24 protein-coding genes are annotated in these 24,715 nt (G+C 59.6%); 22 read left to right on the top strand and 2 right to left on the bottom strand.

Annotation, left to right across the window (positions count from 1 at the left end):
- Nucleotides 1-55: 55 nt before the first annotated feature.
- The 7 genes from M1D44_RS10980 (at nucleotide 56) to M1D44_RS10950 (ending at nucleotide 5,524) form a co-directional block, all read left to right on the top strand.
- Complete coding sequence (locus M1D44_RS10980; protein ID WP_316853237.1) at nucleotides 56-802, top strand: pseudouridine synthase; 747 nt, start codon at nucleotides 56-58, stop codon at nucleotides 800-802.
- A 96-nt stretch (nucleotides 803-898) separates the two neighbouring features.
- Entirely contained in the window at nucleotides 899-1,471 is a 573-nt protein-coding gene (locus M1D44_RS10975; protein ID WP_024976421.1) for a YqgE/AlgH family protein, read from the top strand.
- Nucleotides 1,464-1,904 carry a Holliday junction resolvase RuvX gene (ruvX, locus tag M1D44_RS10970; RefSeq protein WP_024976420.1) on the top strand — a complete coding sequence of 147 codons (441 nt, stop codon included), beginning with the start codon at nucleotides 1,464-1,466 and terminating at the stop codon, nucleotides 1,902-1,904. The genes M1D44_RS10975 and ruvX overlap by 8 nt, the downstream gene beginning before the upstream one ends.
- Complete coding sequence (pyrR, locus tag M1D44_RS10965; RefSeq protein ID WP_112185600.1) at nucleotides 1,901-2,419, top strand: bifunctional pyr operon transcriptional regulator/uracil phosphoribosyltransferase PyrR; 519 nt, start codon at nucleotides 1,901-1,903, stop codon at nucleotides 2,417-2,419. Before ruvX ends, pyrR begins: the two co-directional genes overlap by 4 nt.
- A 63-nt stretch (nucleotides 2,420-2,482) precedes the next feature.
- Nucleotides 2,483-3,454 carry an aspartate carbamoyltransferase catalytic subunit gene (locus M1D44_RS10960; RefSeq protein ID WP_024976418.1) on the top strand — a complete coding sequence of 324 codons (972 nt, stop codon included), beginning with the start codon at nucleotides 2,483-2,485 and terminating at the stop codon, nucleotides 3,452-3,454.
- An 8-nt stretch (nucleotides 3,455-3,462) separates the two neighbouring features.
- The gene (locus tag M1D44_RS10955) at nucleotides 3,463-4,740 is read left to right on the top strand and encodes a dihydroorotase (RefSeq protein ID WP_024976417.1); all 1,278 of its coding nucleotides are present in this window, start codon (nucleotides 3,463-3,465) and stop codon (nucleotides 4,738-4,740) included.
- Complete coding sequence (locus M1D44_RS10950; protein ID WP_316853238.1) at nucleotides 4,727-5,524, top strand: lysophospholipid acyltransferase family protein; 798 nt, start codon at nucleotides 4,727-4,729, stop codon at nucleotides 5,522-5,524. Before M1D44_RS10955 ends, M1D44_RS10950 begins: the two co-directional genes overlap by 14 nt.
- A gap of 9 nt (nucleotides 5,525-5,533) precedes the next feature.
- Here M1D44_RS10950 and M1D44_RS10945 read toward each other — a convergent pair whose 3' ends face one another.
- Nucleotides 5,534-6,379, bottom strand: coding sequence for a symmetrical bis(5'-nucleosyl)-tetraphosphatase (locus M1D44_RS10945; RefSeq protein ID WP_428984652.1), 846 nt, complete (start codon nucleotides 6,377-6,379; stop codon nucleotides 5,534-5,536).
- Between the two features lie 250 nt (nucleotides 6,380-6,629).
- Between M1D44_RS10945 and rfbB the strand changes: the two genes are divergently transcribed.
- From rfbB to M1D44_RS10870, 15 genes are all read left to right on the top strand, one after another.
- Nucleotides 6,630-7,682, top strand: a complete 1,053-nt coding sequence (gene rfbB / locus M1D44_RS10940) for a dTDP-glucose 4,6-dehydratase (RefSeq protein ID WP_024976414.1) — start codon at nucleotides 6,630-6,632, stop codon at nucleotides 7,680-7,682.
- Entirely contained in the window at nucleotides 7,679-8,602 is a 924-nt protein-coding gene (gene rfbD / locus M1D44_RS10935) for a dTDP-4-dehydrorhamnose reductase (RefSeq protein ID WP_428984653.1), read from the top strand. The genes rfbB and rfbD overlap by 4 nt, the downstream gene beginning before the upstream one ends.
- Before the next feature lie 163 nt (nucleotides 8,603-8,765).
- Entirely contained in the window at nucleotides 8,766-9,311 is a 546-nt protein-coding gene (gene rfbC / locus M1D44_RS10930) for a dTDP-4-dehydrorhamnose 3,5-epimerase (RefSeq protein ID WP_024976412.1), read from the top strand.
- 220 nt (nucleotides 9,312-9,531) lie between these two features.
- Entirely contained in the window at nucleotides 9,532-10,569 is a 1,038-nt protein-coding gene (locus M1D44_RS10925) for a polysaccharide biosynthesis protein (RefSeq protein ID WP_152543684.1), read from the top strand.
- A 4-nt stretch (nucleotides 10,570-10,573) separates the two neighbouring features.
- On the top strand, nucleotides 10,574-11,701 hold the full coding sequence (gene wbjC / locus M1D44_RS10920; RefSeq protein ID WP_024976410.1) for a UDP-2-acetamido-2,6-beta-L-arabino-hexul-4-ose reductase: 1,128 nt from the start codon (nucleotides 10,574-10,576) through the stop codon (nucleotides 11,699-11,701).
- A gap of 25 nt (nucleotides 11,702-11,726) precedes the next feature.
- On the top strand, nucleotides 11,727-12,857 hold the full coding sequence (gene wecB / locus M1D44_RS10915; protein WP_024976409.1) for a non-hydrolyzing UDP-N-acetylglucosamine 2-epimerase: 1,131 nt from the start codon (nucleotides 11,727-11,729) through the stop codon (nucleotides 12,855-12,857).
- Nucleotides 12,858-12,860: 3 nt separating this feature from the next.
- Nucleotides 12,861-14,093, top strand: coding sequence for a glycosyltransferase family 4 protein (locus M1D44_RS10910; RefSeq protein WP_037031661.1), 1,233 nt, complete (start codon nucleotides 12,861-12,863; stop codon nucleotides 14,091-14,093).
- On the top strand, nucleotides 14,090-14,686 hold the full coding sequence (locus M1D44_RS10905) for a sugar transferase (RefSeq protein WP_439004480.1): 597 nt from the start codon (nucleotides 14,090-14,092) through the stop codon (nucleotides 14,684-14,686). Before M1D44_RS10910 ends, M1D44_RS10905 begins: the two co-directional genes overlap by 4 nt.
- A gap of 14 nt (nucleotides 14,687-14,700) precedes the next feature.
- A complete protein-coding gene (locus tag M1D44_RS10900; RefSeq protein WP_316853242.1) occupies nucleotides 14,701-15,351 on the top strand; it encodes an acetyltransferase in 651 nt (216 codons plus the stop codon).
- 34 nt (nucleotides 15,352-15,385) lie between these two features.
- Complete coding sequence (locus tag M1D44_RS10895) at nucleotides 15,386-16,561, top strand: DegT/DnrJ/EryC1/StrS family aminotransferase (protein ID WP_024976407.1); 1,176 nt, start codon at nucleotides 15,386-15,388, stop codon at nucleotides 16,559-16,561.
- Nucleotides 16,562-16,566: 5 nt separating this feature from the next.
- Nucleotides 16,567-18,507 carry a polysaccharide biosynthesis protein gene (locus tag M1D44_RS10890; protein ID WP_024976406.1) on the top strand — a complete coding sequence of 647 codons (1,941 nt, stop codon included), beginning with the start codon at nucleotides 16,567-16,569 and terminating at the stop codon, nucleotides 18,505-18,507.
- Between the two features lie 150 nt (nucleotides 18,508-18,657).
- Complete coding sequence (locus tag M1D44_RS10885; protein WP_316853243.1) at nucleotides 18,658-20,046, top strand: phosphomannomutase/phosphoglucomutase; 1,389 nt, start codon at nucleotides 18,658-18,660, stop codon at nucleotides 20,044-20,046.
- Nucleotides 20,047-20,089: 43 nt separating this feature from the next.
- Nucleotides 20,090-21,088 (top strand): lipopolysaccharide heptosyltransferase I, encoded by a 999-nt coding sequence (gene waaC / locus M1D44_RS10880; protein ID WP_316853244.1) that lies wholly within the window; start codon nucleotides 20,090-20,092, stop codon nucleotides 21,086-21,088.
- On the top strand, nucleotides 21,088-22,404 hold the full coding sequence (gene waaA, locus M1D44_RS10875; RefSeq protein WP_316853245.1) for a lipid IV(A) 3-deoxy-D-manno-octulosonic acid transferase: 1,317 nt from the start codon (nucleotides 21,088-21,090) through the stop codon (nucleotides 22,402-22,404). The genes waaC and waaA overlap by 1 nt, the downstream gene beginning before the upstream one ends.
- 103 nt (nucleotides 22,405-22,507) lie before the next feature.
- Entirely contained in the window at nucleotides 22,508-23,188 is a 681-nt protein-coding gene (locus M1D44_RS10870; protein WP_316853246.1) for an META domain-containing protein, read from the top strand.
- On the opposite strand, the gene M1D44_RS10865 is transcribed toward M1D44_RS10870, so the two are convergent.
- A complete protein-coding gene (locus M1D44_RS10865) occupies nucleotides 23,189-24,625 on the bottom strand; it encodes a TolC family outer membrane protein (protein WP_112185565.1) in 1,437 nt (478 codons plus the stop codon).
- Nucleotides 24,626-24,715: the final 90 nt, after the last annotated feature.

Genomic DNA, 24,715 nt, shown 5'->3' with positions numbered 1-24,715 from the left:
ACTGGCCGAGCGTATCGCAAAAATCGCCCTTTTTTATCTTGTTCACGTTGTTGTCATGGCTGATTCTTCTCGTCTTCCGCTGTATCGCATCCTGCAATCCCAGGGCTTCGGCACGCGCCGCTATTGCAAGGACCTCGTGCTCGCGGGTCTGGTATTCATCAACGGCGTCGAGATGGAAAGCCCTGATGCGCTGGTCGATACCGCTGGCCTGGTGCTGGATGTCGACGGCGAACGCTGGGCGTACCACGCCCGCGCCTATCTGATGCTCAACAAGCCGGCCGGCGTGGAGTGCTCGCAAAAGCCGAAACACCATCCTAGCGTGTACACGCTGCTGCCGGTGCCGCTGCGCGAGCGGGCCGTCCAGTGCGTCGGGCGGCTCGACCAGGACACCACGGGCCTGCTGCTGCTCACCGACGACGGCCAGTTCGTTCACACCATCACCAGCCCGCGCCACCAGGTGCCCAAGGTGTACGAGATCGCCACCGCCGAGCCTGTGACCGATGCGCAGATCGCCCAGTTGTGCGCCGGCGTGCTGCTGGCTGATGAAAATGAAAACGTTGCCGCCGCCTGGGCCGAACGCGTGGACACGCACCACCTGCGCATGGCGCTCACGCAGGGCAAATACCACCAGGTGAAACGCATGGTGGCGGCCGCCGGCAACCACGTGGCCGGACTGCACCGCAGCGCCATCGGCGAGTTGTCGCTGGGCGATCTGGCCCCGGGCGAATGGCGCTGGCTGGAAGCCGCGGACCTGGAGGCTCTGAACACCACGCCGCCGAACGCTGCCGGGGCGAGTGCCTGAAGCGCCACAATGCGCCAAAACAAAAAACCTTGTGCCGAGGGCCGATTCCTCCAAATGAAAGGGGCACCGGCCGGGGGCTTTTGGTAAACTAGCCCCATGGCCTCGCCGGACGCACTTATCAATCTCACGAATCAGTTCCTGATCGCTATGCCCGGCATGGCGGATTCCACGTTTTCGGGCACGGTCGTGTACATGTGCGAGCACAATGAGCGCGGTGCGCTCGGGCTCGTGATCAACCGACCCATCGACATCGACTTGGCGACGCTGTTCGACAAGATCGATCTCAAGCTCGAAATCCACCCCCTCGCAGAACAATCCGTGTACTACGGCGGCCCGGTTCAGACCGAGCGCGGCTTCGTGCTGCACGACGCCACGGGCGCGTATTCATCGTCGCTGGCGGTGCCGGGCGGGCTGGAAATGACCACCTCCAAGGATGTGCTGGAAGCCGTTGCCCAGGGGGGCGGCCCGCACCGCTTCATCCTGACCCTCGGGTATGCCGGCTGGAGCGCCGGTCAACTGGAAGACGAAATCAGCCGCAACGGCTGGCTGACCGTCCACGCCGATCCCGAGATCATCTTCAACGTGCCTGCTGAAGAGCGGTTTGCCGCGGCGCTGAACCTGCTCGGCATCAACCCGGCCATGCTGTCGGGCGAGGCCGGGCATGCCTGAGCCCGCATCGTCGACGGGTCCAGCCACCACTTCCGTGCTCGCAGAGGGCACCTTGCTGGCATTCGATTACGGCGAAAAGCGCATCGGCGTGGCACTGGGTAACTCGATTACGCGCTCGGCGCGTGCGCTGGAAACCATTCCTAATCGCTCGGTCGATTTCCGTTTCACCCAGATCACGCGGCTTGTGGGCGAATGGCAGCCCGTTGGCTTCGTGGTCGGCATGCCTGTTCACCCCGACGGTGAAGAGCAGCCGATGATCAAGCTCGCCAAGCGCTTCGGCAATCAATTGCACGGCCGCTATGGCCTGCCGGTCACCTGGGTGGACGAGCGTTATTCGTCGATCGCCGCGCAGGACGCCGGTGCCTCCGACGATGTGCTCGACGCAGAAGCCGCGCGCATCATCCTCCAACAGTTTTTCGACGAACACGCATGACATCGCAACAGATCGATGCCGAGGCGCTGTACCAGAGCCTCGTTGCACAACTGCGCACGCGGCTTGCCGACGGCCACGCCTGGTCGGTGGCCGGCATTGTCAGCGGCGGCGCCTGGATCGCCAAGCGGCTGGCGCATGATCTTGGCCTGCCGGAATACGGTGTCGTCAACGTCGCCATGCACCGCGACGACTACGCCAAGAAAGGCCTGCACGCCAAGGCGCAACCGACCACGCTGCCGTTCGACGTGAACGAGCGCCGCATCCTGCTGGTGGACGACGTCCTGGCCAGCGGCCGCACCATCCGCGCGGCCATCAACGAGCTGTTCGACTACGGCCGTCCAGCTGCGGTGGAACTGGCCGTGTTGGTCGACCGCGGTGAACGCCAACTGCCCGTTGCTCCGGATTACATCGGTGAACGGATCATGTTGCCGCCCAACGAATCGCTCGTGCTGAGTGAAACCGGCGAGGGCGCTTCGGCCCGCTTCACCTTCACGCGCGAGCCCAAGGGCGCTTGAGTTCGCGCCGCGCCGCGCCCGCTTTGAACTGACCTGTACTGACCTCGTCGCCCTTCGTTTCTCATGCCCAAGACTTTCGCTAACCCGCAGCTCACGAAAAACGGCGAGCTCAAGCACCTGCTGTCGATCGAGGGGCTGTCGCGCGACATCCTCACGCACGTGCTGGACACCGCGCAGCAGTTCGTCTCCGTATCGGATTCCGACCGCGAGGTGAAGAAGGTGCCGCTGCTGCGCGGCAAGAGCGTGTTCAACCTGTTCTTCGAGAACTCCACGCGCACGCGCACCACGTTCGAGATCGCGGCCAAGCGGCTTTCGGCGGACGTGATCAACCTGAACATCAACGCGTCGTCCACCAGCAAGGGTGAGTCGCTGCTCGACACGATCAACAATCTGTCTGCGATGCAGGCGGACATGTTTGTCGTCCGGCACGCCAGTTCCGGTGCGCCGTACCTGATCGCCCAGCACGTCGCACCGCACGTGCACGTCATCAACGCGGGCGATGGTCGCCATGCGCACCCTACGCAGGGGCTGCTCGACATGTACACCATCCGCCACTACAAGAAGGATTTCTCCAACCTGACGGTGGCGATCGTCGGCGATATTCTGCATTCGCGCGTGGCGCGTTCCGACATCCATGCGCTGACGACGCTGGGCTGTGCCGAAGTGCGCGCCATTGGCCCGCGCACACTGCTGCCGGGTGGGCTGGAGCACATGGGCGTGCGCGTCTTCCACAACATGGAAGAAGGCCTGAAGGGCGTGGATGTGGTGATCATGCTGCGCCTGCAGAACGAGCGCATGAGCGGCGCGCTGTTGCCCTCGGCACAGGAATACTTCAAGGCCTACGGCCTCACGCAGGAGCGCTTGGCGCTGGCCAAGCCGGACGCCATCGTCATGCACCCGGGCCCGATGAACCGCGGCGTGGAGATCGACTCCGCAGTGGCAGACGGCGTGCAATCGGTGATCCTGAATCAGGTGACGTTCGGCATCGCCGTGCGCATGGCGGTCATGGGCATCGTAGCTGGCAACAACGACTAAGAAGAACGATGAAACTGCATATCAAAGGCGGCCGCCTGATCGACCCGGCCAACGGTATCGACGCACAACAGGACCTGTACATCGCGGCGAGCAAGGTGGTCGGTGTCGGCCACGCGCCGGCGGATTTCCATGCCAACAAGACTATCGACGCGACGGGCTTGGTTGTTTGCCCGGGCCTGATCGACTTGTCAGCCCGCCTGCGCGAGCCGGGCTTCGAATACAAGGCCACGCTCGAATCGGAAATGGCGGCGGCCATGGCCGGCGGCGTGACCTCGCTGGTGTGCCCACCGGACACCGATCCTGTGCTGGACGAACCCGGCCTGGTCGAGATGCTCAAGTTTCGCGCGCGCAACCTGAATCAGGCGCACGTGTATCCGCTCGGTGCGCTCACTGTCGGCTTGAAGGGCGCGGTGCTGACGGAGATGGCCGAACTGACAGAGTCGGGCTGCGTTGGCTTCTCGCAGACCGATGCGCCGATGGCCGACACGCAAGTGCTGATGCGTGCGCTGCAATACGCGCAGACCTTTGGCTTCACCGTCTGGCTGCGCCCTGAAGACCCGTATCTGGGTAAGGGCGGCGTGGCCGCAAGCGGCCCGCTGGCGTCACGCCTGGGCCTCTCGGGTGTGCCTGTCATGGCTGAGACGGTGCGCCTGCATACCATCTTCGAGCTGATTCGTAGCACGGGCGCCCGTGTGCACCTGTGCCGCTTGTCATCGGCCGCGGGCATCGAGCTTGTACGCCGTGCGAAAGCCGAGGGTTTGCCGGTCACATGCGACGTGAACGTCCACCATATCTCGCTGACCGACGTCGATATCGGCTACTTCAATTCGCAGATGCGTTTTGTGCCGCCGCTGCGCTCCGGGCGCGACCGCGACGGCATCGTGCGTGCGCTGGCCGATGGCACCATCGACGCGATCTGTTCCGACCACACGCCTGTGGATGACGACGAGAAGCTGCTGCCGTTTGCCGAGGCCACACCCGGCGCGACCGGCCTCGAAACCCTGCTGCCGCTCACGCTGCGCTGGGCCACCGAACACAAGGTCGAGCTGTCGAAGGCTCTGGCGCGCATCACCAGCGAGCCGGCTCGTGTGCTGGGCCTGCATGCAGGCTCGCTGGAAGTTGGGGCGATGGCCGATGTGTGCGTGTTCGATCCGGATGCGACCTGGAAACTTGAGCCGCGCGCTCTGCGGAGCCAGGGCAAGAACTCGCCGTACCTGGGCTTCGAGCTGGCTGGCCGCGTACGTGCCACGATGGTCGCTGGCCATCTTGCCTATGACGGGCATTGATCAGCGCGTGGCAAGCGCGCCCAGCGAGGTGAGCACGCCACAGCGCAAGCATGTGCGCCGCAAGCTGCGGTTGCTCGCCCATCTGGCCGAAGGCCTTATCACGTGCGCGCTGCTGTTCTGGTGGGTCAGGCTTGAGATCAAGCAGAGGCTGATTCAGCGTTGGTCGCGCAAGTTGCTCGCGCTGTTCAGTGTCTCGCTCGTTGTGCATGGCGAGCCGGTCGCGGGCAAGGATCTGGCTGGCTCCATGCTGGTGTCCAACCATGTCTCGTGGATCGACATCTATGCGATCAACAGCTGGTACCCACCGCGCTTCGTCGCCAAATCGGAGATTCGCAGCTGGCCAATCATTGGCTGGCTGTGCGCGCAGACCGGCGTGCTGTTCGTCGAGCGCGCCCGCAAGCGCGATGCGCATCGCATCATGCATGTCATCGCTGATGCGATGCGTTCCGGCGATGTCATTTGCGTGTTTCCCGAGGGCACGACGTCGGACGGGCTGCAGCTGCTGCCGTTCCACGCCAATCTTTTTCAGGCGCCGGTTAGCGCTGGCGCACCGATCCGCCCGCTGGCGCTGCGCTATCGCATTGCCGAGACGGGTGAGTTGACGACCATTCCGGCGTATATCGGTGATCTGTCGATGATGGACACGATCAACGCCATGCTGAACGGGCCACCGTTGGTGGTGGAAGTGTTCGTGGGCCCCGCCGTGGCTCCGGAGATGGACCGCCGTGGGCTGGCTGCACATAGTCACGACGCTGTTGCCGCGCTGATCGACCGCGCGGGCTAGGCTACTCGGCTATTTCTTCTTGTGCGCGAGCGGGTCCTGCGCCTGCTCGCAATCCACTTGGATCACGTCACGCCCGGCTGGTGCCAGCGATAGCTTCGCCGCCGTCAGCTTGCCACCCCACACGCAGCCGGTATCCAGGCCCATCACATCGTCGCGCATCACCAGCCCGCGTGTGGACCAATGCCCGAACACGATCGGTGTGCCGCGCGTGCGGCGCCCCGGCACGTCGAACCACGGCATGTGGCCATCCGGAGCGCCATCGGCGTCAGTAGTCTCGAACTCCATCGTCCCATCGGGCTTGCAGAAGCGTAGGCGCGTCAAGGCGTTGATGGTCAGCCGCAGCCGATCCATGCCGACGAGATCGTTGCTCCACTTGTCCGGATGGTTACCAAACGCATCGGCCAGGAAGGTTTTCCAATGTGGGCTACGCAGCTCGCGCTCCACCGCGCCGGCCAGTTCTAGTACGTCGCCCGTCGTCCACTGAGGCAGGACGCCGGCGTGCACCATCAGGAAGCTGTTTTCGAAGATGGCCAGCGGCTGGTGGCGCAGCCAGGTGATCAGTTGATCGCTATCGGGGGCGGAGAGAATCTCGGCGATGGTGTCTCGCTTGCCGGGTTTTCGCACCCCTGCCACCACGGCCAGCAGGTGGATGTCGTGGTTGCCAAGGACGGTGCGTGCGCGTCCTGCTTCGCATAGCGAAATGACCTGGCGCAGCGTGGCCAGGGACTCGGGGCCGCGGTTGACGAGGTCGCCGACGAAGCGCAGCACGGCGTTGGCGGGGAGGGCGGCCAGCAGGGTCTGGAGAGGGGAGCAGCAGCCTTGGAGGTCGCCGATGGCGTGGGGGGACGTTGTCACGGGAACGCTGGAATGCACGGCGGCTACGTAAACAGAAGTCGTTGTCCAGGACTGAGAAGTGGGTCTCGGTTCTTACAACGTGCTACAAAATTCTCGGAGCCCCGCGAGGGGGGAGATGGAGGGCAAGATAGAATACGTGGTTTATTGTGACGCGCGGCAGTTCGTTGTCTTGCTGCCCTTGTTGTGGGGACAACCTGGGTGTCAGCACGCTATGGCCCTGATGGCCCGATGATAGGCAGGAGTACAGAGTTTGTCCCATATCCTCGTAACTGGCGGTGCCGGGTTCATTGGCAGTAATTTCGTACTGCAGTGGTTATCTGCCCCGGCTGCTGAAGGCGTGGTCAATGTTGACAAGTTGACCTACGCCGGCCATAGACAGACGTTAGCCTCCGTTGAGGGCGATTCCCGCTATGTCTTTGTGCAGGCTGACATCTGTGATCGCGCGGCGCTGGATCAAGTGTTTGCTGAGTTTCAGCCGCGGGTCGTAGTGCATTTCGCTGCTGAGAGCCACGTTGACCGGTCGATTTACGGACCCGCAGCCTTCATTCAAACCAATCTGGTCGGAACGTTCACGCTGCTGGAGGCTGCGCGAGCATATTGGGCGGGCTTGCATGCCGATTCGCAAGCCGAGTTCCGTCTGCTTCATGTATCCACTGACGAAGTGTTCGGTTCGCTCGGCCCGCAGGATCCGCCCTTCACAGAAACCACCCCGTACCGACCCAGCAGCCCCTACTCAGCCTCCAAGGCTGGGTCAGACCACTTGGTGCATGCCTATCACCACACGTACGGGGTGCCTGTTGTTAAAGCAAACTGTTCGAATAGTTATGGCCCGTATCAGTTTCCAGAGAAGCTGATTCCCAAGATCATCACGCACGCGTTCGAGGGAAAGCTGCTGCCCATTTATGGTGATGGCCTGAATGTGCGCGACTGGATACATGTCGGCGATCTGTGTGCGGCATTACGCGCGATTCTGGCGCGCGGACGTGTAGGTGAGACGTACAACATAGGGGCAAACAACGAGCGTTCGAACCTCCAGATCGTCCACGCGTTGTGTGATCTGCTTGATGAATTGGTTCCCAGGTGGGCTGGCTCGTACAGAGAGCAAATACACTTCGTCGAAGATCGACCGGGTCATGATCGGCGCTACGCTGTTGATGCCAGCAAGATTCATGATGAACTTGGTTGGCAGCCACAAATGGTCTTTGAGGTCGGCTTGCGAAGTACGGTGCAGTGGTTTTTAGATAACCCGGAATGGGTGCGACGTGCCTCGACCCGATTCACAACTGGTTTTCCCTCTGCATGAGAAGTCACACAGGGGCAACGCCGGTCATGCTCGTTATTGGACGTAATGGCCAGATTGGTTTCGAATTGTGCCGGAGTTTATCGACGCTTGGCCATGTGATCGGTTTGGGTCGCACAGATTGTGATCTGGCCAATCCTTCATCCATTCGGCAAGCTGTGAAAAGCATTCGCCCGGATGTGATTGTGAATGCGGCGGCCTACACGGCAGTCGACCGCGCAGAGATGGATGCAGACACCGCCTTTGCCGTTAATGGGGTTGCGCCTGGGATAATCGCAGAAACCGCAAAAGGGCTAGGGAGCTTGTTGGTACATTACTCCACTGACTATGTCTTTGATGGTTTTAAGCCTTCCCCCTATGTGGAAACGGACGAGCCTCGCCCGCTCTCGGTGTACGGAAGGAGCAAGCTGGCAGGGGAAAATGCGATTGTTGCGACCGGGGCAGCAGCAATTATGCTGCGTACCGGTTGGGTGGCGAGCGCTCGTGGGACAAATTTTGCAAAAACCATACTTGCGCTGGCAAGTGAGCGCTCTCGATTCCAGGTGGTGTCGGATCAGCATGGTGCACCAACAACGGCTTCCGTGGTGGCGGATACCACAGCACAAATCGTTGCACGCTACTGGCGCCACGGACGTCGCGATCAATTCCAGTGCGGTCTTTACCACCTTTCGGCCGCAGGTCAGACGACTTGGCATGCCTACGCATCAGAAATTGTGCGCTATGCCGCAAGTAAGGGAGTGTCTCTCAAGGCTACTCCTTCAAGCATAGAGCCAATTCCCGCCTCGACGTATGCGGCCTTGGCAAGCAGGCCTTCGAACTCCTGCCTTGATACTCATAAACTTCGGGAGGTGTTTGGTGTCTATTTGCCTCACTGGCGAGAATGCATTCATCATTTGCTTGATCAGATAATATTCGATCTATAGTTAAATGCTGCATGAGGTCTTGGTAAAATGCATTTCTTCCTATTTTAAAGACACGATTTTTCTAAATTATAGAAAAATGTTTGTGTTGTGTGGCCTTTCTATCAAATTTTTGATGGTTTAGAGCTGAGCCGCGACAAGGTAATTTTATGGGTAGAGGGTTGAGATGAAGGTGACGCCAACCGAATTGCCGGAAGTCTTGTTGATTGAGCCTGATTCGTTCTTCGATGCGCGTGGATTTTTCTATGAAAGTTTCAATAAGGCTAATTTTGCCAAGGCTACTGGAGTCGATGTCGATTTTGTCCAAGATAATCACTCGCATGGGCGAAAAGGTGTCTTGCGGGGACTCCACTTCCAGGTGGGATCGCCTCAAGGAAAGTTGGTGCACGTGGTTCGCGGCAGCGTTTTTGACGTTGCAGTCGATATTCGAAAAGAGTCGCCAACCTTTGGGCGTTGGGTTGGCGAATTCTTGACGGAGGACAACCGAATGCAAATGTGGATTCCTCCCGGTTTTGCACATGGTTTTCTGGTTTTAAGCGAATTGGCAGACTTTCTCTACAAAGTAACTGACTATTACGCGCCGTCGCGTGAGGGGAGCATTGCTTGGAACGACCCTCAGTTGGGTATCAAATGGCCGCTTTCGGATTCAACTCCAGTGTTGTCGGCGAGAGACCTAGCGGCGAAACCTTTGAGTCAGCAGCGGCTGCTATGACAGGATTGTGGCCTGCTCGGCTATTGAAGCAGACAATTCCAATGGTAGGGCTGCTACGGTTAAAATTACGGGTTGTCCTAAAGGTTCGGGCGCGTCACTACCTAAGGCGATGGTCGGGCAGGCACGGCTGGTTGAACCCTGAGTGGCTGTCTGCGCGTGTCGGTTGTGGCGTTTGGATCGATGGGCTTGTGTCCCGCAAATCAATCAAGGAATGATCCCAATGAAAGGAATTTTGACGATTACCGGCGGTACCGGTTCCTTCGGCAATGCAGTGCTCAAGCGTTTTCTCGACAGCGATATCGACGAGATTCGCATCTTCAGCCGCGACGAGAAAAAGCAGGACGACATGCGTAAGCGCTACGCTAGCTCGAAGCTGAAGTTCTATATCGGCGACGTACGGGATCGCCGCAGTGTGGATGCGGTTATGCGTGGAGTGGACTATGTCTATCATGCTGCTGCCCTGAAACAAGTCCCGTCGTGCGAGTTTCATCCGATGGAGGCAGTACGCACAAACGTTCTGGGGACAGAGAATGTGCTGAGCGCTGCCGTTGACGCCGGAGTCAAGCGAGTTGTTTGCTTGAGTACGGATAAGGCGGTCTATCCCATTAACGCGATGGGCATCAGCAAGGCGTTGATGGAGAAGGTCATGGTTGCTGCGAGTCGCAACCTCGAAGGCACCAGTACCGTCATCTGTGGTACGCGCTACGGTAACGTGATGGCATCGCGTGGTTCGGTGATCCCGCTGTTCGTTGAACAGGTCTTAGCGGGTAACCCGATCACCGTGACGGACCCCACCATGACGCGTTTTATGATGACGTTGGCCGACGCGGTCGACTTGGTTCTTTACGCGTTCGAGCACGGTAACAACGGCGACATTTTTGTGCAAAAAGCGCCGGCTGCAACCGTTGATGTGCTGTCGAAGGCCATTCTGGATTTGATGCGCAAGCCTACCCACCCGGTGAATGTTATCGGTACGCGTCACGGAGAGAAGCTCTATGAAGCCCTCTTGAGCAGGGAAGAGATGGCTTGCGCCGAAGACATGGGCAATTACTTCCGGGTACCGCCAGACGGCCGTGATCTGAACTATGCGAAATTTGTCGAGCAGGGTGAGTCGCGCTTAACAACTAGCGCGCATGGCGAGGACTACAACTCGCATAACACCATGCGCCTAGACGTGGAAGGCATGAAGGCCCTGCTGCTGAAGCTTGACTTCATGCAACGCATTGCGCGTGGAGAGCATGCGGTTGCCGAGGAGTGAACGCATGAACGTTTTAATCACTGGCGCCAATGGCTTCGTCGGCAAGAATTTGCGTTTGCGCTTATCCGAACGCAAGGATGTGCAGGTGCGGTGCTTTACGAGGGAAGATGATGTTGCTCTCTTGCCCGGACTGCTGAGGGAGATCGATTTCGTCTTCCATCTTGCCGGTGTCAATCGTCCTCAGGATCCTGATGAATTCACGGCAGGCAATGCGGAACTGACCCAGGTACTTTGCAAGGCTCTGTGCAGCCAAGCTGATGCAACCGGCCGCAGAATCCCCATTGTTTATACATCGTCAACCCAGGCTGCGTACGATAACCCCTATGGCCGGAGCAAGCGTGGCGCTGAGACGGCCCTGTTCGATGCTCGCCAAAGTCACCAGATCCCGGTGCATGTGTTTCGTTTGCCTAATGTTTTCGGCAAGTGGTGTAAGCCGAATTACAACTCCGCAGTGGCCACGTTTTGCCACAACGTAACTCGCGGTCTGCCAATCCAAGTGAACGATCCGAGCGCGTCTCTCACGTTGGTTTACGTCGACGACGTAGTGGAGCGCTTCGTGCAGCTGATGGACGGCGCCGACGCATCGGTCGATGCCGACGGCTTTGCGCTGATGGCGCCGCAGTTCACGACGACGGTAGGTGAAGTGGCGGCGCATATTCAGTCGTTCAGGGAAAGTCGCGACACGCTGGTGACTGGGCGCGTTGGTACGGGCCTGATTCGAGCACTGTATGCCACCTATGTGAGCTATTTGCCGGTCGAGTCGTTTGCTTACACCGTGCCGCAGTACGGCGATCCGCGCGGTGTGTTTGTGGAGATGCTCAAGACGCCCGATTGCGGGCAGTTTTCGTTTTTTACCGCCCACGCGGGCATTACACGAGGCGGTCACTATCACCATACGAAGACCGAGAAGTTCCTCGTTATCAAGGGCCGGGCGCGTTTCAAGTTCCGCCACATGCATACAGGAGAAACGCATGAACTGGTGACCAGTGGTGCCAAGGCAGAGATCGTTGAGACCGTGCCCGGCTGGACGCACGACATCACCAACATTGGTCAGGACGAGATGATTGTCATGCTCTGGGCCAACGAGATTTTTGATCGAGCCCATCCAGATACTTACACTTGTCCGCTGTAAGCCAGCCGCCCCTACTCAGACACCGATGAAGAAACTCAAAGTCATGACTGTGGTCGGTACCCGGCCTGAGATCATTCGCCTATCACGTGTGATGGCGCGCCTAGACGAACATTGTGACCACGTACTGGTACACACCGGCCAGAACTATGACTACGAACTGAACCAGATCTTCTTTAGTGATCTGGGTATTCGACAACCAGACCATTTTCTCAATGCTGCGGGCGGCGGTGCCGCTGAGACTATAGGCAAGATCATCATTGCTGTTGATGGCTTGCTTGGTCAGGAAAAACCAGAGGCGTTGCTTGTGCTGGGAGATACCAACAGCTGTTTGTCCGTCATACCGGCTAAGCGCCGCAAGATACCGATTTTCCACATGGAGGCCGGAAATCGATGCTTCGACCTCCGCGTGCCGGAAGAGACGAACCGCCGCATTGTTGACCATACTGCGGACATCAACCTGACGTACAGTTCTATTGCACGCGAGTACCTGTTGCGCGAAGGGTTGCCGCCGGACATGGTCATCAAGACAGGCAGTCCGATGGCGGAGGTGTTGACTTATCACACTTCGGCGATCGAGAGATCTGATGTGCTGGCACGCCTAGGGTTAGCCACCGGTCAGTTTTTTGTGGTGAGCGCCCATCGTGAAGAAAATATTGATTCGGATGCCAACTTCGGCAAGCTGGTGAGTGTCCTCAACACTGTCGCTCAGCTATATAACTTACCGGTGATTGTCTCTACGCATCCGCGTACTCAGAAGCGCGTTGATGCACTGGGTATCAAGTTCCACGCTAACGTGCAACTGCTCAAGCCGCTTAGTTTTACCGACTACAACAAGCTTCAAGTCGAGGCGAAAGCTGTGCTTTCGGATAGCGGTACGATCAACGAGGAATCTTCAATCATGAACTTCCCGGCATTGAATTTGCGCGAAGCGCACGAGCGTCCGGAGGGGATGGAAGAGGCTGCTGTGATGATGGTAGGTCTGGAGGCTGAACGCATCGTACAGGGTCTCGAAATCCTGAATGGCCAAGCTCGCGGAGCCACACGCTTGTTACGCCAAGTGGCCGACTACAGTATGCCCAACGTATCGGACAAGGTAGTCCGCATCATCCATAGTTACACAGACTACGTAAACCGCGTGGTCTGGAAGAAGTACTGATAAATGAGCGTACGTGTTCTGCTGTTGACCCAGTGGTTCGATCCGGAACCCACGTTCAAGGGCATCGTATTTGCCCGCGAATTGGTGCGTCAAGGGTTCGAAGTGGAAGTGCTGACCGGTTTCCCGAACTATCCTGGCGGCAAGCTCTATCCAGGGTATAGCGTAAGTTGGTTGCAACGTGAGGTTATCGATGGCATCCGCGTGACGCGTGTGCCGTTGTATCCCAGCCATGATCAATCTGCGATTCGGCGCATCCTAAATTACGTCAGTTTCGCGATGTCAGCGGTGTTTCATGGGCTCTTCTCGATACGGCGTTGTGACGTAATTTACGCATATCATCCGCCACTGACAGTTGGCGTCGCAGCAAGCCTCATTCGGTTGTTCCGCCGAATTCCGGTGGTCTATGACATTCAGGACATGTGGCCGGATACGTTGCGTGCGACCGGCATGATCAGTAACCAAAGGGTACTCCAGGTTGTCGATGCTGTTTGCCGGTGGGTGTACCGCCGCGCCGATCATATCGTTGTGCTGTCACCTGGCTTCAGGCGACTGCTGATTGAGCGGGGGGTGCCCGCGGCGAAGATGGATGTCATCTGTAACTGGGCGGATGAAGCTTCGCTTGGCAACCCTGGTGGCATTTTGCCAAGCGATTTCCCGCAGTCAAACCAATTCCGGGTTGTATTTGCCGGGAACATGGGGAGGGCACAAGCGCTCGACGCCGTTCTTGATGCTGCCGCCTTGTTGCAGTCTCGTACATCTCGCGTCTGTTTTGTTTTTGTCGGCGGAGGTGTTGAGGTTGAGGGCCTCAAGAGTCGCGCATCGGCCCGAATGTTACATAATGTGACATTTATTCCTGCCGTCCCAATGTCCGAAGTCGGTACCCTCCTGAAAGAGGCGGATGCTCTATTGGTTCACTTGCGGCGGGATCCTCTATTTCGGATCACCATCCCTTCCAAAACGCAAGCGTACATGTCGGTCGGTAAGCCGTTGCTCATGGCGGTTGATGGTGATGCGGCTGAGCTGGTCAGGGAGTCGGGCGGCGGCGTAGTCGCTACGTCCGAAAATGCCGAATCAATTGCGCAGGCGGCAGAGTCGCTTGCTGCCTTGTCACCGGATGAGCTGAGGACCTTGGGGCGCCGCGCGCAGGCGTACTACCAAGAGAAGTTGTCGATCAGCGTAGGCGTAGCTCGGTTCGGAAGTATTTTTAGGAAACTTGCTACTAGGCGGCAGCGATGAAGCGTTGCTTTGATTTTTTTGTGGCGGCAACGGCGCTGGTGTTGCTGGCGGGCCCGCTATTAGTGCTGGCAGTTTTTGTTCGCGTCAAACTGGGCAAGCCGGTCCTGTTTTCGCAGGTTCGTCCAGGAAAGCATGGGAAGCCATTTCGCATGGTTAAGTTCCGGACCATGACAAATGAGCGCGGGCCGGATGGAACACTACTCCCGGATGCGGATCGTTTGACGCGCTTCGGTCGATTTTTGCGTGCAAGTAGTCTGGATGAGTTGCCTGAATTGTGGAATGTGCTAAAGGGTGATATGAGCCTTGTTGGTCCGCGACCACTTCTCATGGATTACTTGCCGCTATATTCGTCAGAGCAGGCACGGCGACATGAAGTCCGACCCGGGGTAACCGGGTGGGCACAAGTAAATGGCCGTAATGCACTGAGTTGGGAGGATCGTCTGTCGCTGGACGTATGGTACGTCGATCATCGTTCATTTGCTCTTGATATTCGGATACTTTGGTTGACTGTGCGCAAGGTGTTGATGCGTGACGGCATTAGCGCGGCAGGCGAAGCGACGATGTCAAGATTTACTGGAACGAAGCGCGAGTAAAGCGCCGGTACGCTATGAAGCAATTTGCAATATACGGGGCCAGCGGTTTCGGGCGAGAGATTTTGCCGGTATTGCGTCGACAGTTGCAGGATGCGGAAGCTGATCCATGGGATCTGGTCTTCATTGATGATATGCCGGCAGCGACAGTTCAGAACGGTCATCGGGTATTGACGTATAGCCAATGGCTCAACGAATCGACGGGGTCAAAACATATAAGCCTTGCAGTGGCCGACAGCAGTATTCGTAAGTCTCTCGCCTTGCGATGCCAATCGGACGGCATGGCATTCCAACAAATCCGTGCAGAAAGTGCGGTGGTTATGGACGATGTCCAAATTGGCGAAGGCGCCATCCTATGCCCATTTGTGACATTGACCAGCAATGTACGTATCGGACGACACTTTCACGCCAATCTTTACAGCTACGTCGCACACGACTGCGTGATCGGGGACTTCGTTACTTTCGCCCCAGGCGTGCACTGTAACGGCAACATCATCGTGGAAGATCACGCGTACATTGGGACAGGCGCAATTCTCCGTCAAGGTCACGCGGATTCGCCACTCATCATTGGTCATGGCGCGGTTGTGGGAATGGGTGCGGTGGTGACAAAGAGCGTTCCACCGGGCGTTACCGTAGTCGGTAACCCGGCGCGAGTCCTGAAGCGTTGACCAATAGACTTAAGATTTAGACATAGAGATAAGAATGCTTAATACACCATTTTCTCCATGGCCAAATTTTACCTCAGAAGAGGCCGACGCTATTCAGCGCGTGCTTTTGTCGAATAAGGTGAATTACTGGACTGGTACGGAGTGCCGCGACTTTGAGAGGGAGTTTGCCGCTTGGGTTGATACGCGCTATGCCGTCGCACTTGCTAACGGGACGCTCGCATTGGATGTGGCGCTAAACGCGTTAAATGTTGGTCCGGGCGACGAAGTCATTGTCACCCCACGGACATTCATCGCCAGCATTTCGTGCGTCGTGAATGCTGGAGCTACACCTGTTTTTGCTGATGTTGAAGAAGACAGCGGCAATATCTCTGCGGACACCATCCAGCGCGTGCTGACGCCTCGTACGAAGGCGGTAGTGTGTGTTCACCTGGGAGGTTGGCCCTGCGATATGGACCCTATCATGGGGTTGGCGGACCAGTACGGTTTCAAAGTGATCGAGGACTGTGCACAGGCACACGGTGCAAGCTACCGAGGGCGCAGCGTAGGCTCCATTGGCCATATCGGTGCGTGGAGTTTCTGTCAGGACAAAATCATGACCACTGGCGGAGAGGGGGGCATGGTCACGACCAACGATGAAGCGCTGTGGCGCGCCATGTGGTCTTTCAAGGACCACGGCAAGAGCTATGAAGCGGTATATGAGAGGCAGCATCCGCCGGGTTTCCGTTGGCTGCATGAGAGTTTCGGCACCAACTGGCGCATGCTGGAAATACAGGGCGTAATCGGGCGCATTCAGTTGCGCAAAATGGCTGCCTGGACCAGGCAGCGTACCATCAACGCGGAGGCCATCTGGAATACATGCCGGCGCTTTCCCGCGGTTCGTGTGCCCGAAATTCCCACCGGCAGTATCCATGCGCACTACAAGTGCTACGTCTACGTCGATGCGGACCGGCTGTCAGTAGGCTGGACTCGTGATCGCATCATAGAAGAAATCTGTGCTGCAGGTGTGCCTTGTTATCAAGGCTCATGCTCGGAAGTGTATTTGGAAAGAGCATTTGATGGTACGGGCTGGCGGCCGTCAGAGCGTTTGCCTGTGGCGCGCGCTTTGGGCGAAGGCAGCCTGATGTTTCTTGTTCATCCGACACTCACCGAGGCTGAGATCACTAAGACCTGCAAGGCAATCGCCGATGTCCTGGGGCGGGCCTCTAAGTGAACAAATTGATCGCTCCTCTTCTTACGTTACCACGGACTGCCAAGCGGTTCGTCGTGGTGGCGCTGGATTTGCTCCTCGCTGTGGTTTCGGTCTGGGTAGCGTTCTACTTGCGTATTGATCAGAGCGGCTTGCCCCACCAGCAGCAGAAGTATGTGTATTTGCTGGCGCCAGTATTGGCATTTCCGCTCTTCGTGCGTTTCGGGCTTTATCGAGCCATTTTTCGCTATACAGGAATGGCTGCGCTCGCGAGCACGGCTAAAGCAGTGGGTATCTACGGTGCGTTATTCTTCGGCACGCTTCTTTTCTTCAAATGGGATGGTGTGCCGCGTAGCGTTGGTTTAATCCAGCCGATGTTGTTTCTGCTATTGGTCGGTACAAGTCGGGCTATGGCGCGCTTTTGGTTGACGGGGCGTCCAGCGAAATCCCGCCAATGGGAAGGGCGTCTCTTGATCTATGGCGCAGGCGACGCTGGTGTACAGACGGCATCTGCTCTTGCAGTGGGGCAGCAGTTTGCGTTATTAGGATTTATTGACGAGGATCCATCTAAGGTTGGACGCACTATTAACGGCCTGGACATCATTGGCCCCGACGAGGTGAGCGATGCAGTTAGCCGGATGGGCATAACCGACATCCTGTTGGCAATGCCGTCGCTGGGTCGCGCGCGGCGCAATGCCATCATTGCGAGTTTGCGTGAGTTGCCGGTGCATGTCCGTACGCTTCCCGGGATGGCCGATCTCGCTTCGGGTCGTGTTACCGTACGCGACTTCCAGGAGCTTGATGCTGAGGACTTGTTGGGCCGGGCTCCGGTGCCCCCCGATGCGGCACTACTCGCCCGCAATTTGTCGGGCAAGACGGTGCTTGTGACTGGTGCCGGGGGGAGTATCGGTAGCGAGTTGTGCCGCCAGATCGTGATGGAAAAGCCGCGCAGGCTGGTGCTGGTGGAGCATAACGAGTTCGGTTTATACACCAGCCACCGGGAACTGGAAGGGTTGTGCACGGAGCACCATTTGGCTGTCGAAATCGTCCCGCTGCTGGCGAGCGTGAGCAAGCTTGGGCGTTTGCGCGAGATTTGCCAACTATATCGCCCAACGACGGTCTATCACGCGGCGGCGTACAAACACGTGCCCTTAGTGGAGGCCAATCCGGCAGAAGGTGTTCTAAACAATGTGTTTGGTACGCTCAATATGGCGCGAGCGGCCATGGAGAGCGGCACTGCGTACTTTGTACTAATTTCAACCGACAAGGCAGTGCGGCCCACCAACGTGATGGGAGCTACCAAGCGCATGGCTGAGTTGGTGTTGCAAGCGTTGGCCGCAAATCGAACTGTAGAGTTCAATGCACTTGATGGTTCCTCGAAGGCAACCGTAGACAATCAGACCGTTTTTGCTATGGTCCGCTTCGGCAATGTGCTCGGCAGTAGCGGCAGTGTGGTGCCTCTATTTCGCCGACAGATACTGGAAGGTGGTCCACTTACAGTTACCCACAAAGACGTGACGCGCTATTTCATGACGATTCCTGAGGCCGCGCAATTAGTCTTGCAAGCCGGTGCGATGGCACATGGCGGTGAGGTATTTGTTCTTGATATGGGACAACCTGTGAAGATCATTGATCTTGCTCGCCAGATGGTGAAATTGTCAGGACTCACGGTACGAGACGAACAAAACTCGGCTGGTGATATAGAAATTAGGGTTACAGGTTTGCGCCCAGGCGAGAAGCTCTACGAGGAGTTGTTGATTGGTGACAATCCCGAAGCAACGGCGCACGAACGAATCATGAAAGCTCGAGAGGACTATGTGCCTTGGAAGGATTTTGAGCCGGTACTAGCAACATTGCAGAGCGCGGCGGAGTGGAATGACCAAGATCTAATCAAGGACATCCTTAGCGAACATGTCCATGGATATGGACTCCAACAGGCAAAGGAGTGTCAAATTACCGAGGCCCTCTAGATACCACGTGCGATGCAGGCAGATTTTGAGGAAGTCTCTGTCAAAGAGCGCATGGCCGAGCGTCTTCCGACGGGAGGATTTGGCGGCGGCAACCGATAAGGGCCTGCATTGTTAGAATCAGAAGAACTCTTCCTCCCGAAAAAGTCCTGCATGAGCAGCATCCACCCCACCATCTTCAAAGCCTACGACATCCGCGGCATCGTCGGAAAAACCGTCGATGCTGACACCGCACGCCTCATCGGCCGTGCCTTCGGCTCCGCAGCACGCGCCAAGGGCGAGTCCGCAGTGGTGATCGGCCGCGACGGCCGCCTGTCCGGCCCGGAACTGCTGGCAGCGCTGGCAGATGGCCTCCGCGCGAGCGGGGTCGATGTGATCGATCTGGGCCTTGTGGCCACGCCGATGGTGTACTTCGGCACGAACATCGAACTGGCCGGGCGTCGCGCTACCTCGGGCGTGATGGTCACGGGCAGCCACAACCCGCCGGACTATAACGGCTTCAAGATGGTGCTGGCAGGCCAGGCCATCTATGGAGACCAAATCCAAGCGTTGCGCACGCGCATCGAGCAGGGCGATTTCACGGAAGGCGCCGGCGAGTACGTCCAGGTGGACATCCGCCAGCAGTACATCGACCGAATCGTCTCGGACGTTAAGCTGAGCCGCCCGATGAAGATTGCGGTGGACTGCGGCAACGGCGTGGCAGGTGCTTTTGCGCCGGAGCTGTTTCGCGCGATGGGCTGTGAGGTGACGGAGCTGTTCTGCGAAGTGGATGGCCATTTCCCGAACCACCATCCGGATCCGGCCCACGTTGAGAATCTGCAAGACCTCGTGCGCACGCTGCAGACCACGGATTGTGAACTTGGCCTCGCCTTCGACGGCGATGGCGACCGCTTGGGCGTGGTCACCAAGGACGGCCAGGTGATCTTCCCAGACCGTCAGTTGATGCTGTTTGCGCAGGAAGTGCTGTCGCGCAACCCGGGCGGTGAAATCATTTTCGACGTGAAGTGCACGGGCAAGCTGGCGCCGTTCATTCGTGAGCAGGGCGGCAAGGCGACGATGTGGAAGACCGGCCATTCGCTGGTCAAGGCTAAACTGAAGGAAACGGGCGCACCGCTGGCCGGCGAGATGAGCGGCCACATCTTCTTCAAGGACCGCTGGTACGGCTTTGATGACGGGCTTTACACGGGCGCGCGTCTGCTGGAGATCGTTTCGCGCTTGGCAGACCCGAGCGCCACGCTCAACGCGCTGCCGAATTCGCACTGCACGCCTGAGCTGCAACTGAAGTGTGCCGAGGGTGAGTCCTTTGAGCTGCTCGACAAGATCAAGGCCAACGCCACGTTTGCAGGCGCTAAGGAAGTCAATCGCATCGATGGCGTGCGCGTGGAATACGAAGATGGCTTTGGCTTGGCGCGACCGTCCAACACCACGCCAGTGGTGGTGATGCGTTTCGAGGCCGACAACGATGCCGCGATGGCGCGCATCCAGGGCGAATTCCGCCGCGTGATCCTGGCCGAGAAGCCGGACGCGCAACTGCCGTTCTGATCGCACGGTCCGCGCTCATGAAGTTGGGGGAAAGGGTAACGGCATGCGTGTGCTGATCGTCAAGGTATCGTCGCTTGGCGATGTGGTGCATTGCACGCCGGTCGTGGCCGATATTCTGCGGGCCTATCCGGATGCCGAGATCGACTGGGTGGTTGAAGAAGGCTTCGCGGGTATTGTCCGCATCGTGCGCGGCGTGCAGGGTGTGATTCCGTTTGCGCTGCGGCGTTGGCGCAAGTCGCTCGGATCCGGAAAAACGTGGGGTGAGATGGCGGCGTTCCGCCGTGCGTTGCGCGCCAATTCGTACGATGCTGTGCTGGACACGCAGGGGCTCATCAAGACTGCTCTCATTGCCGCGCAGGCCAAGCTGACATCGGGTGGTTTCGTGGCGGGCCTTGGCAATCGTACGGAAGGCGCCGGCTATGAGCCGCTCGCCAAGCTGTTCTATCAGCGCAAGATCGAGATGGAGCCGCGCGTGCACGTGGTCGAGCGCTCGCGCCGCATGGTGGCGGAGGCACTCGGTTACGCGCTGCCCGATACCATCGATTTCGGTTTGCAGCCGCCGGCCGACTTGCCGTTCAAACTGCCGCGTCCGTACGTGGCGCTGGTGCATGCGACTTCGCGTGCCGATAAGGGGTGGCCGCAGGCGGCGTGGGTTGACGTCGCGCGCGAGTTGTTGGCACGCGACTACGCCATCGCGCTACCGTGGGGCAGTGAAACGGAGCGGCGCACGAGCGAATCCATCCGCGAAGCCATCGTCGCTGCAGCGCCGGGCACGGTGGGCCGTGTGGTGATTCCGCCGCGCATGTCGCTGCCGGATGTGACGGCGTTTCTCGATCAGGCGACTGCGGTAGTAGGTGTGGACACCGGTCTTGTGCACATTGCTGCAGCGCTGTGCAAGCCGACGGTGGCGCTCTACAACTTCACCACGTCGTGGCGCACGGGCGGTTATTGGACGCCCAATGTGCACGACCTCGGTAGCGCCGAGGCCCATCCCACCAGCGCGCAAGCGCTTGATGCGCTGCGTGCGCTGGGTGTGCTCTGATGCTCCGCGTTCTGTATCGCTGGTTGTGGCGCATCGCGCTGCCGTTCGCGCTGCTGCGCCTGTGGTGGCGCGGCCGCAAGGAGCCCGGTTATCGCCAGCACGTTGGCGAGCGGCTTGGCTTCTACCCGCCGCGCCCGAATCCGGATCGTCCTTTACTGTGGGTGCATGCCGTGTCCGTTGGTGAGACGCGCGCCGCGCAACCGCTCATCGATGCGCTGCTTGCGCGCTTTCCCCATCACGCCGTCCTGCTGACCCACATGACGCCGACGGGTCGCCGCACCGGCGCCGAATTTGCGGCGCAACGCAACGGCCGCGTCATCCAGGCGTATCTGCCGTACGACTTGCCGAGTGCTGTCGATCGGTTTCTGCGTCATTTCCAGCCGCGCCTTGGCTTGCTGATGGAGACCGAGATCTGGCCGGTGCTGATCGAACGCGCCTATGCCGCTGGCGTGCCGATGGTGCTAGTCAACGGACGCCTGTCTGCGCGCAGCCACCGGCGTACGGCGCGCCTTGGCGATGCAGCGCGCCAGACGTACGCGCAACTCGCGGCCGTGTTGGCTCAGACGCCTGACGATGCCGATCGTTATCGCTCGCTTGGCGTGCCACGTGTGCGCGTCACCGGGAACCTGAAGTTCGACATTACGCCGCATGTGGACCAGATCATGGCCGGTCGCGTGCTGCGTGATGCGCTGCGCGGTCGGTCTGCATGGGTGGCGGCCAGCACGCGTGAGGGCGAAGAGGCCCTGCTGCTGGACGCGTGGCAAGCGCATCGCGCGCAGCATGTCGGACGCCGGCATGCCTTGCTGATTCTCGTGCCGCGTCATCCGCAGCGTTTTGATGAAGTGGCCCTGGCGGCCGAACGCGCAGGCTTGCGCGTCGTGCGTCGCAGTGCATTGTCGGTGTCTGCTGCAGGCGTGGCGGATGCCGATGCCCTTGCTGATGCCGATGTCCTGCTCGGCGACTCGATGGGCGAGATGGCGCTGTATTACGCGGCGGCGGAAGCGGCGTTCATCGGCGGCAGCTTGCTTCCGCTTGGTGGGCAGAACTTGATCGAGGCCTGCGCAGTCGGCACGCCCGTGGTCATCGGGCCACACACGTTCAACTTTGCGCAGGCGACGCGCGATGCGGTCGCTGCGGGTGCATGCGAGCAGGTGGAAGACGCCGCTGGTGTCATGCGTGTGATCGACGCGTGGCTGTCGGATGCCGACGCGCGTGAGAGCGCATCGCGCGCCGCGCTGGCCTTTGCCGCCACACACGGCGGCGCGACGGCGCGCACGGTGGAAGCGGTGGCGTCCTTGGTGTTGCCGACGCTGTAAGGCGCAGTGCATGTCCGGCACGAAAAGTGCGAACTCATCGCGAGCCGGGCAGACTAACGGCTCTTCATGTGGTTTGCATTCCGTCACCGTTCACGACCCGTTCATGTCCCTACCGAATCGTCCCAAGCCGAGCCTGCTGCGAACGCCGCGCCGTGTGGTGCTGACCGCCATGGCGTTGGCCGCAGTAACCGCCGCCACCATCATCGGTGCCGGCTGCATGACGCCGACACCTTCATCCACGCCCGCTGTGGCGGCCCCCGTAGCCGCGTCAGCGCCGGCCGCTCAAACCAAACAAACACCCGCTAGCGCAGCGCCCAATCCGGGCCAGGCGACGCTCGCGCAAGCGCAGGGCGAAGGCCGCTCGCGTTTCGTGCTCGTGCGTTGGCAAGAGTCGGGCGCCGCGCCGAAGGAATTGCCTTCCGCCGAGGGCGACGATGCTGACCCGGCTACGCAGCCGATCTCGATCGAATTCAGTGGCGGCCTGGAGGCGGCCAACGGCGTGGTGTCCGGCTACTCGGGCTGCAATCGGTTCTCGGGGCCGTACGAGAAGCTCGCTTCGGGCATGCGCTTCGGCAACCTGGTGTCAACGCGTATGGCGTGCGACCCGGCGCGTATGGAGCTGGAGACTGCGTTCCTGGAGGCGCTCAAATCGCCCCTGGCGACCGTCGGTATGCAGCCCTCGGCCAACGGCAAGCAAGGCCGCCAAGTCATCTGGAAGACCACGAGCGGCGCGTTGCTGCAGTTTGCCGAGCGGCCGCTGCCGCCGCGCGGCCAGACACACTGATCAGCGTTTGGCCGATTTGCCGGCACGTTTCGCCAGTTCGGGTTTGGCGCTTGCCGGCGGCAACGCGGTGATATCGCTCGAACCGTTGGCTGTGAGCAGCGTGTTCACTTGGATCACGTCTGCCTCACTCAACGAGCCGGCGGCAGACTTCAGCCGCAGCCCGTTGACGATGGTGTCGTAACGCGCGCGTGCCAGATCGCGCCGCGCCTGAAAGAGCTGCGCCTGCGAATTCAACACGTCGGTGCCGATGCGCACGCCCACGCCGTAGGCAAGCTGGTTGGAGTCGTACGCTGTGCGCGCCGACAGCTCGGCTGCTTCCAGCGCCTTCACCTGCGCCAGTCCTGCGATGACGCCGATGTACGCTTGCCGTGCGCCTTGCTCGGCAGAGCGGCGGGCAAATTCGAGGTCGTTCGCGGCCTTGGTTTCCAGCGCGATGTTCTCACGCACGCGCGACTGGATCGCACCGCCCGCAAAGATCGGAATCGACACCTGCACGCCAATCTGTGAACTGTCAAAACGCGCGCCCCCGGGCAGCGAGGGCAGATATTGGTTACCGCTCGCATTGGTGTGGCCGGTCTGCGCCACCAGATCGACCGAAGGCAGATGACCTGCGGTCGCCTTCTTCACATCGCGCTCCGCGCTTTGCAGGTTGTACTGCGCCAGCGCCACTTGCAGGTTGCTGCTGCGCGCTTGGTCCACCCAAGGCTCTGCTGAAGCCGGTTCAGGCTGGGGGATCGTGACGCCTGGACGCACGCCGGCCAGCGTGCCAACGGGCTCCCCGATGATCTGCTTGAGCGCCGATTGTTTGATCTCAAAATCGCTGCGTGCGGCGATGACGCTGGCGTCGATGGCATCGCGGCGGGCCTGTGCGTCATTTGCGTCAGTGATGTTGGCGTTGCCAACGTCGAAGTTGCGACGCGCTTGTTCGTACTGCTGCTGGATCGCATCGCGTTGCGCGGTGGCGAGCTGCAACGTGTCCTGCGCGTTGAGCACGTCAAAGTAGGCCTGCGCCGTACGCGTGATGAGGTCGAGCTGCGCTTGCGCGAGCGAGGCCTCGGCGGCCTGCGCAGCAATTTCGCCTTGCTTGTAGGTTTCCCAGCGGTCCCAGCGGAAGAGCGGCTGCGACAGCGACAGCGTCCAGCCCGTCGACGAGAACGTCTTGTTGAATTCGGCCGGAGCGGTTTGATCAAAGATGACGCGCGTGGAACTCCAGGCGCCGCCGATCTGCGGTAGCAAACCGGCTCGGCCTTGCGTGAGCTTCTCGCGTTGCGCGAGCGACTGCGCACGGGCTGATGCGAATTGCGGATCGTTGGCCAGCGCGGCGCGGTAGGCAGAGAGGAGGTCGGTCGCGGCCGCCGTGTTCGGTTGGGACTGCGCCCACGCGAACATCGGCATCATGGAACAGCACAGCACAACAAGCGAACCGCGCGCGGCCATCCGCGTACGGCTACTGCGAGCAACAGTCATAAAGCCCCCGAGCGAGGAGGAAACGTTCGCGTTCGGAAGGCAGCGCGGGCGCGTCAGAGC

This window comes from Ralstonia sp. SA306 (genome assembly GCF_054792405.1).
Note: the sequence above shows the minus strand (reverse complement) of the source record. Positions and strands in the feature narration are given on the sequence as shown.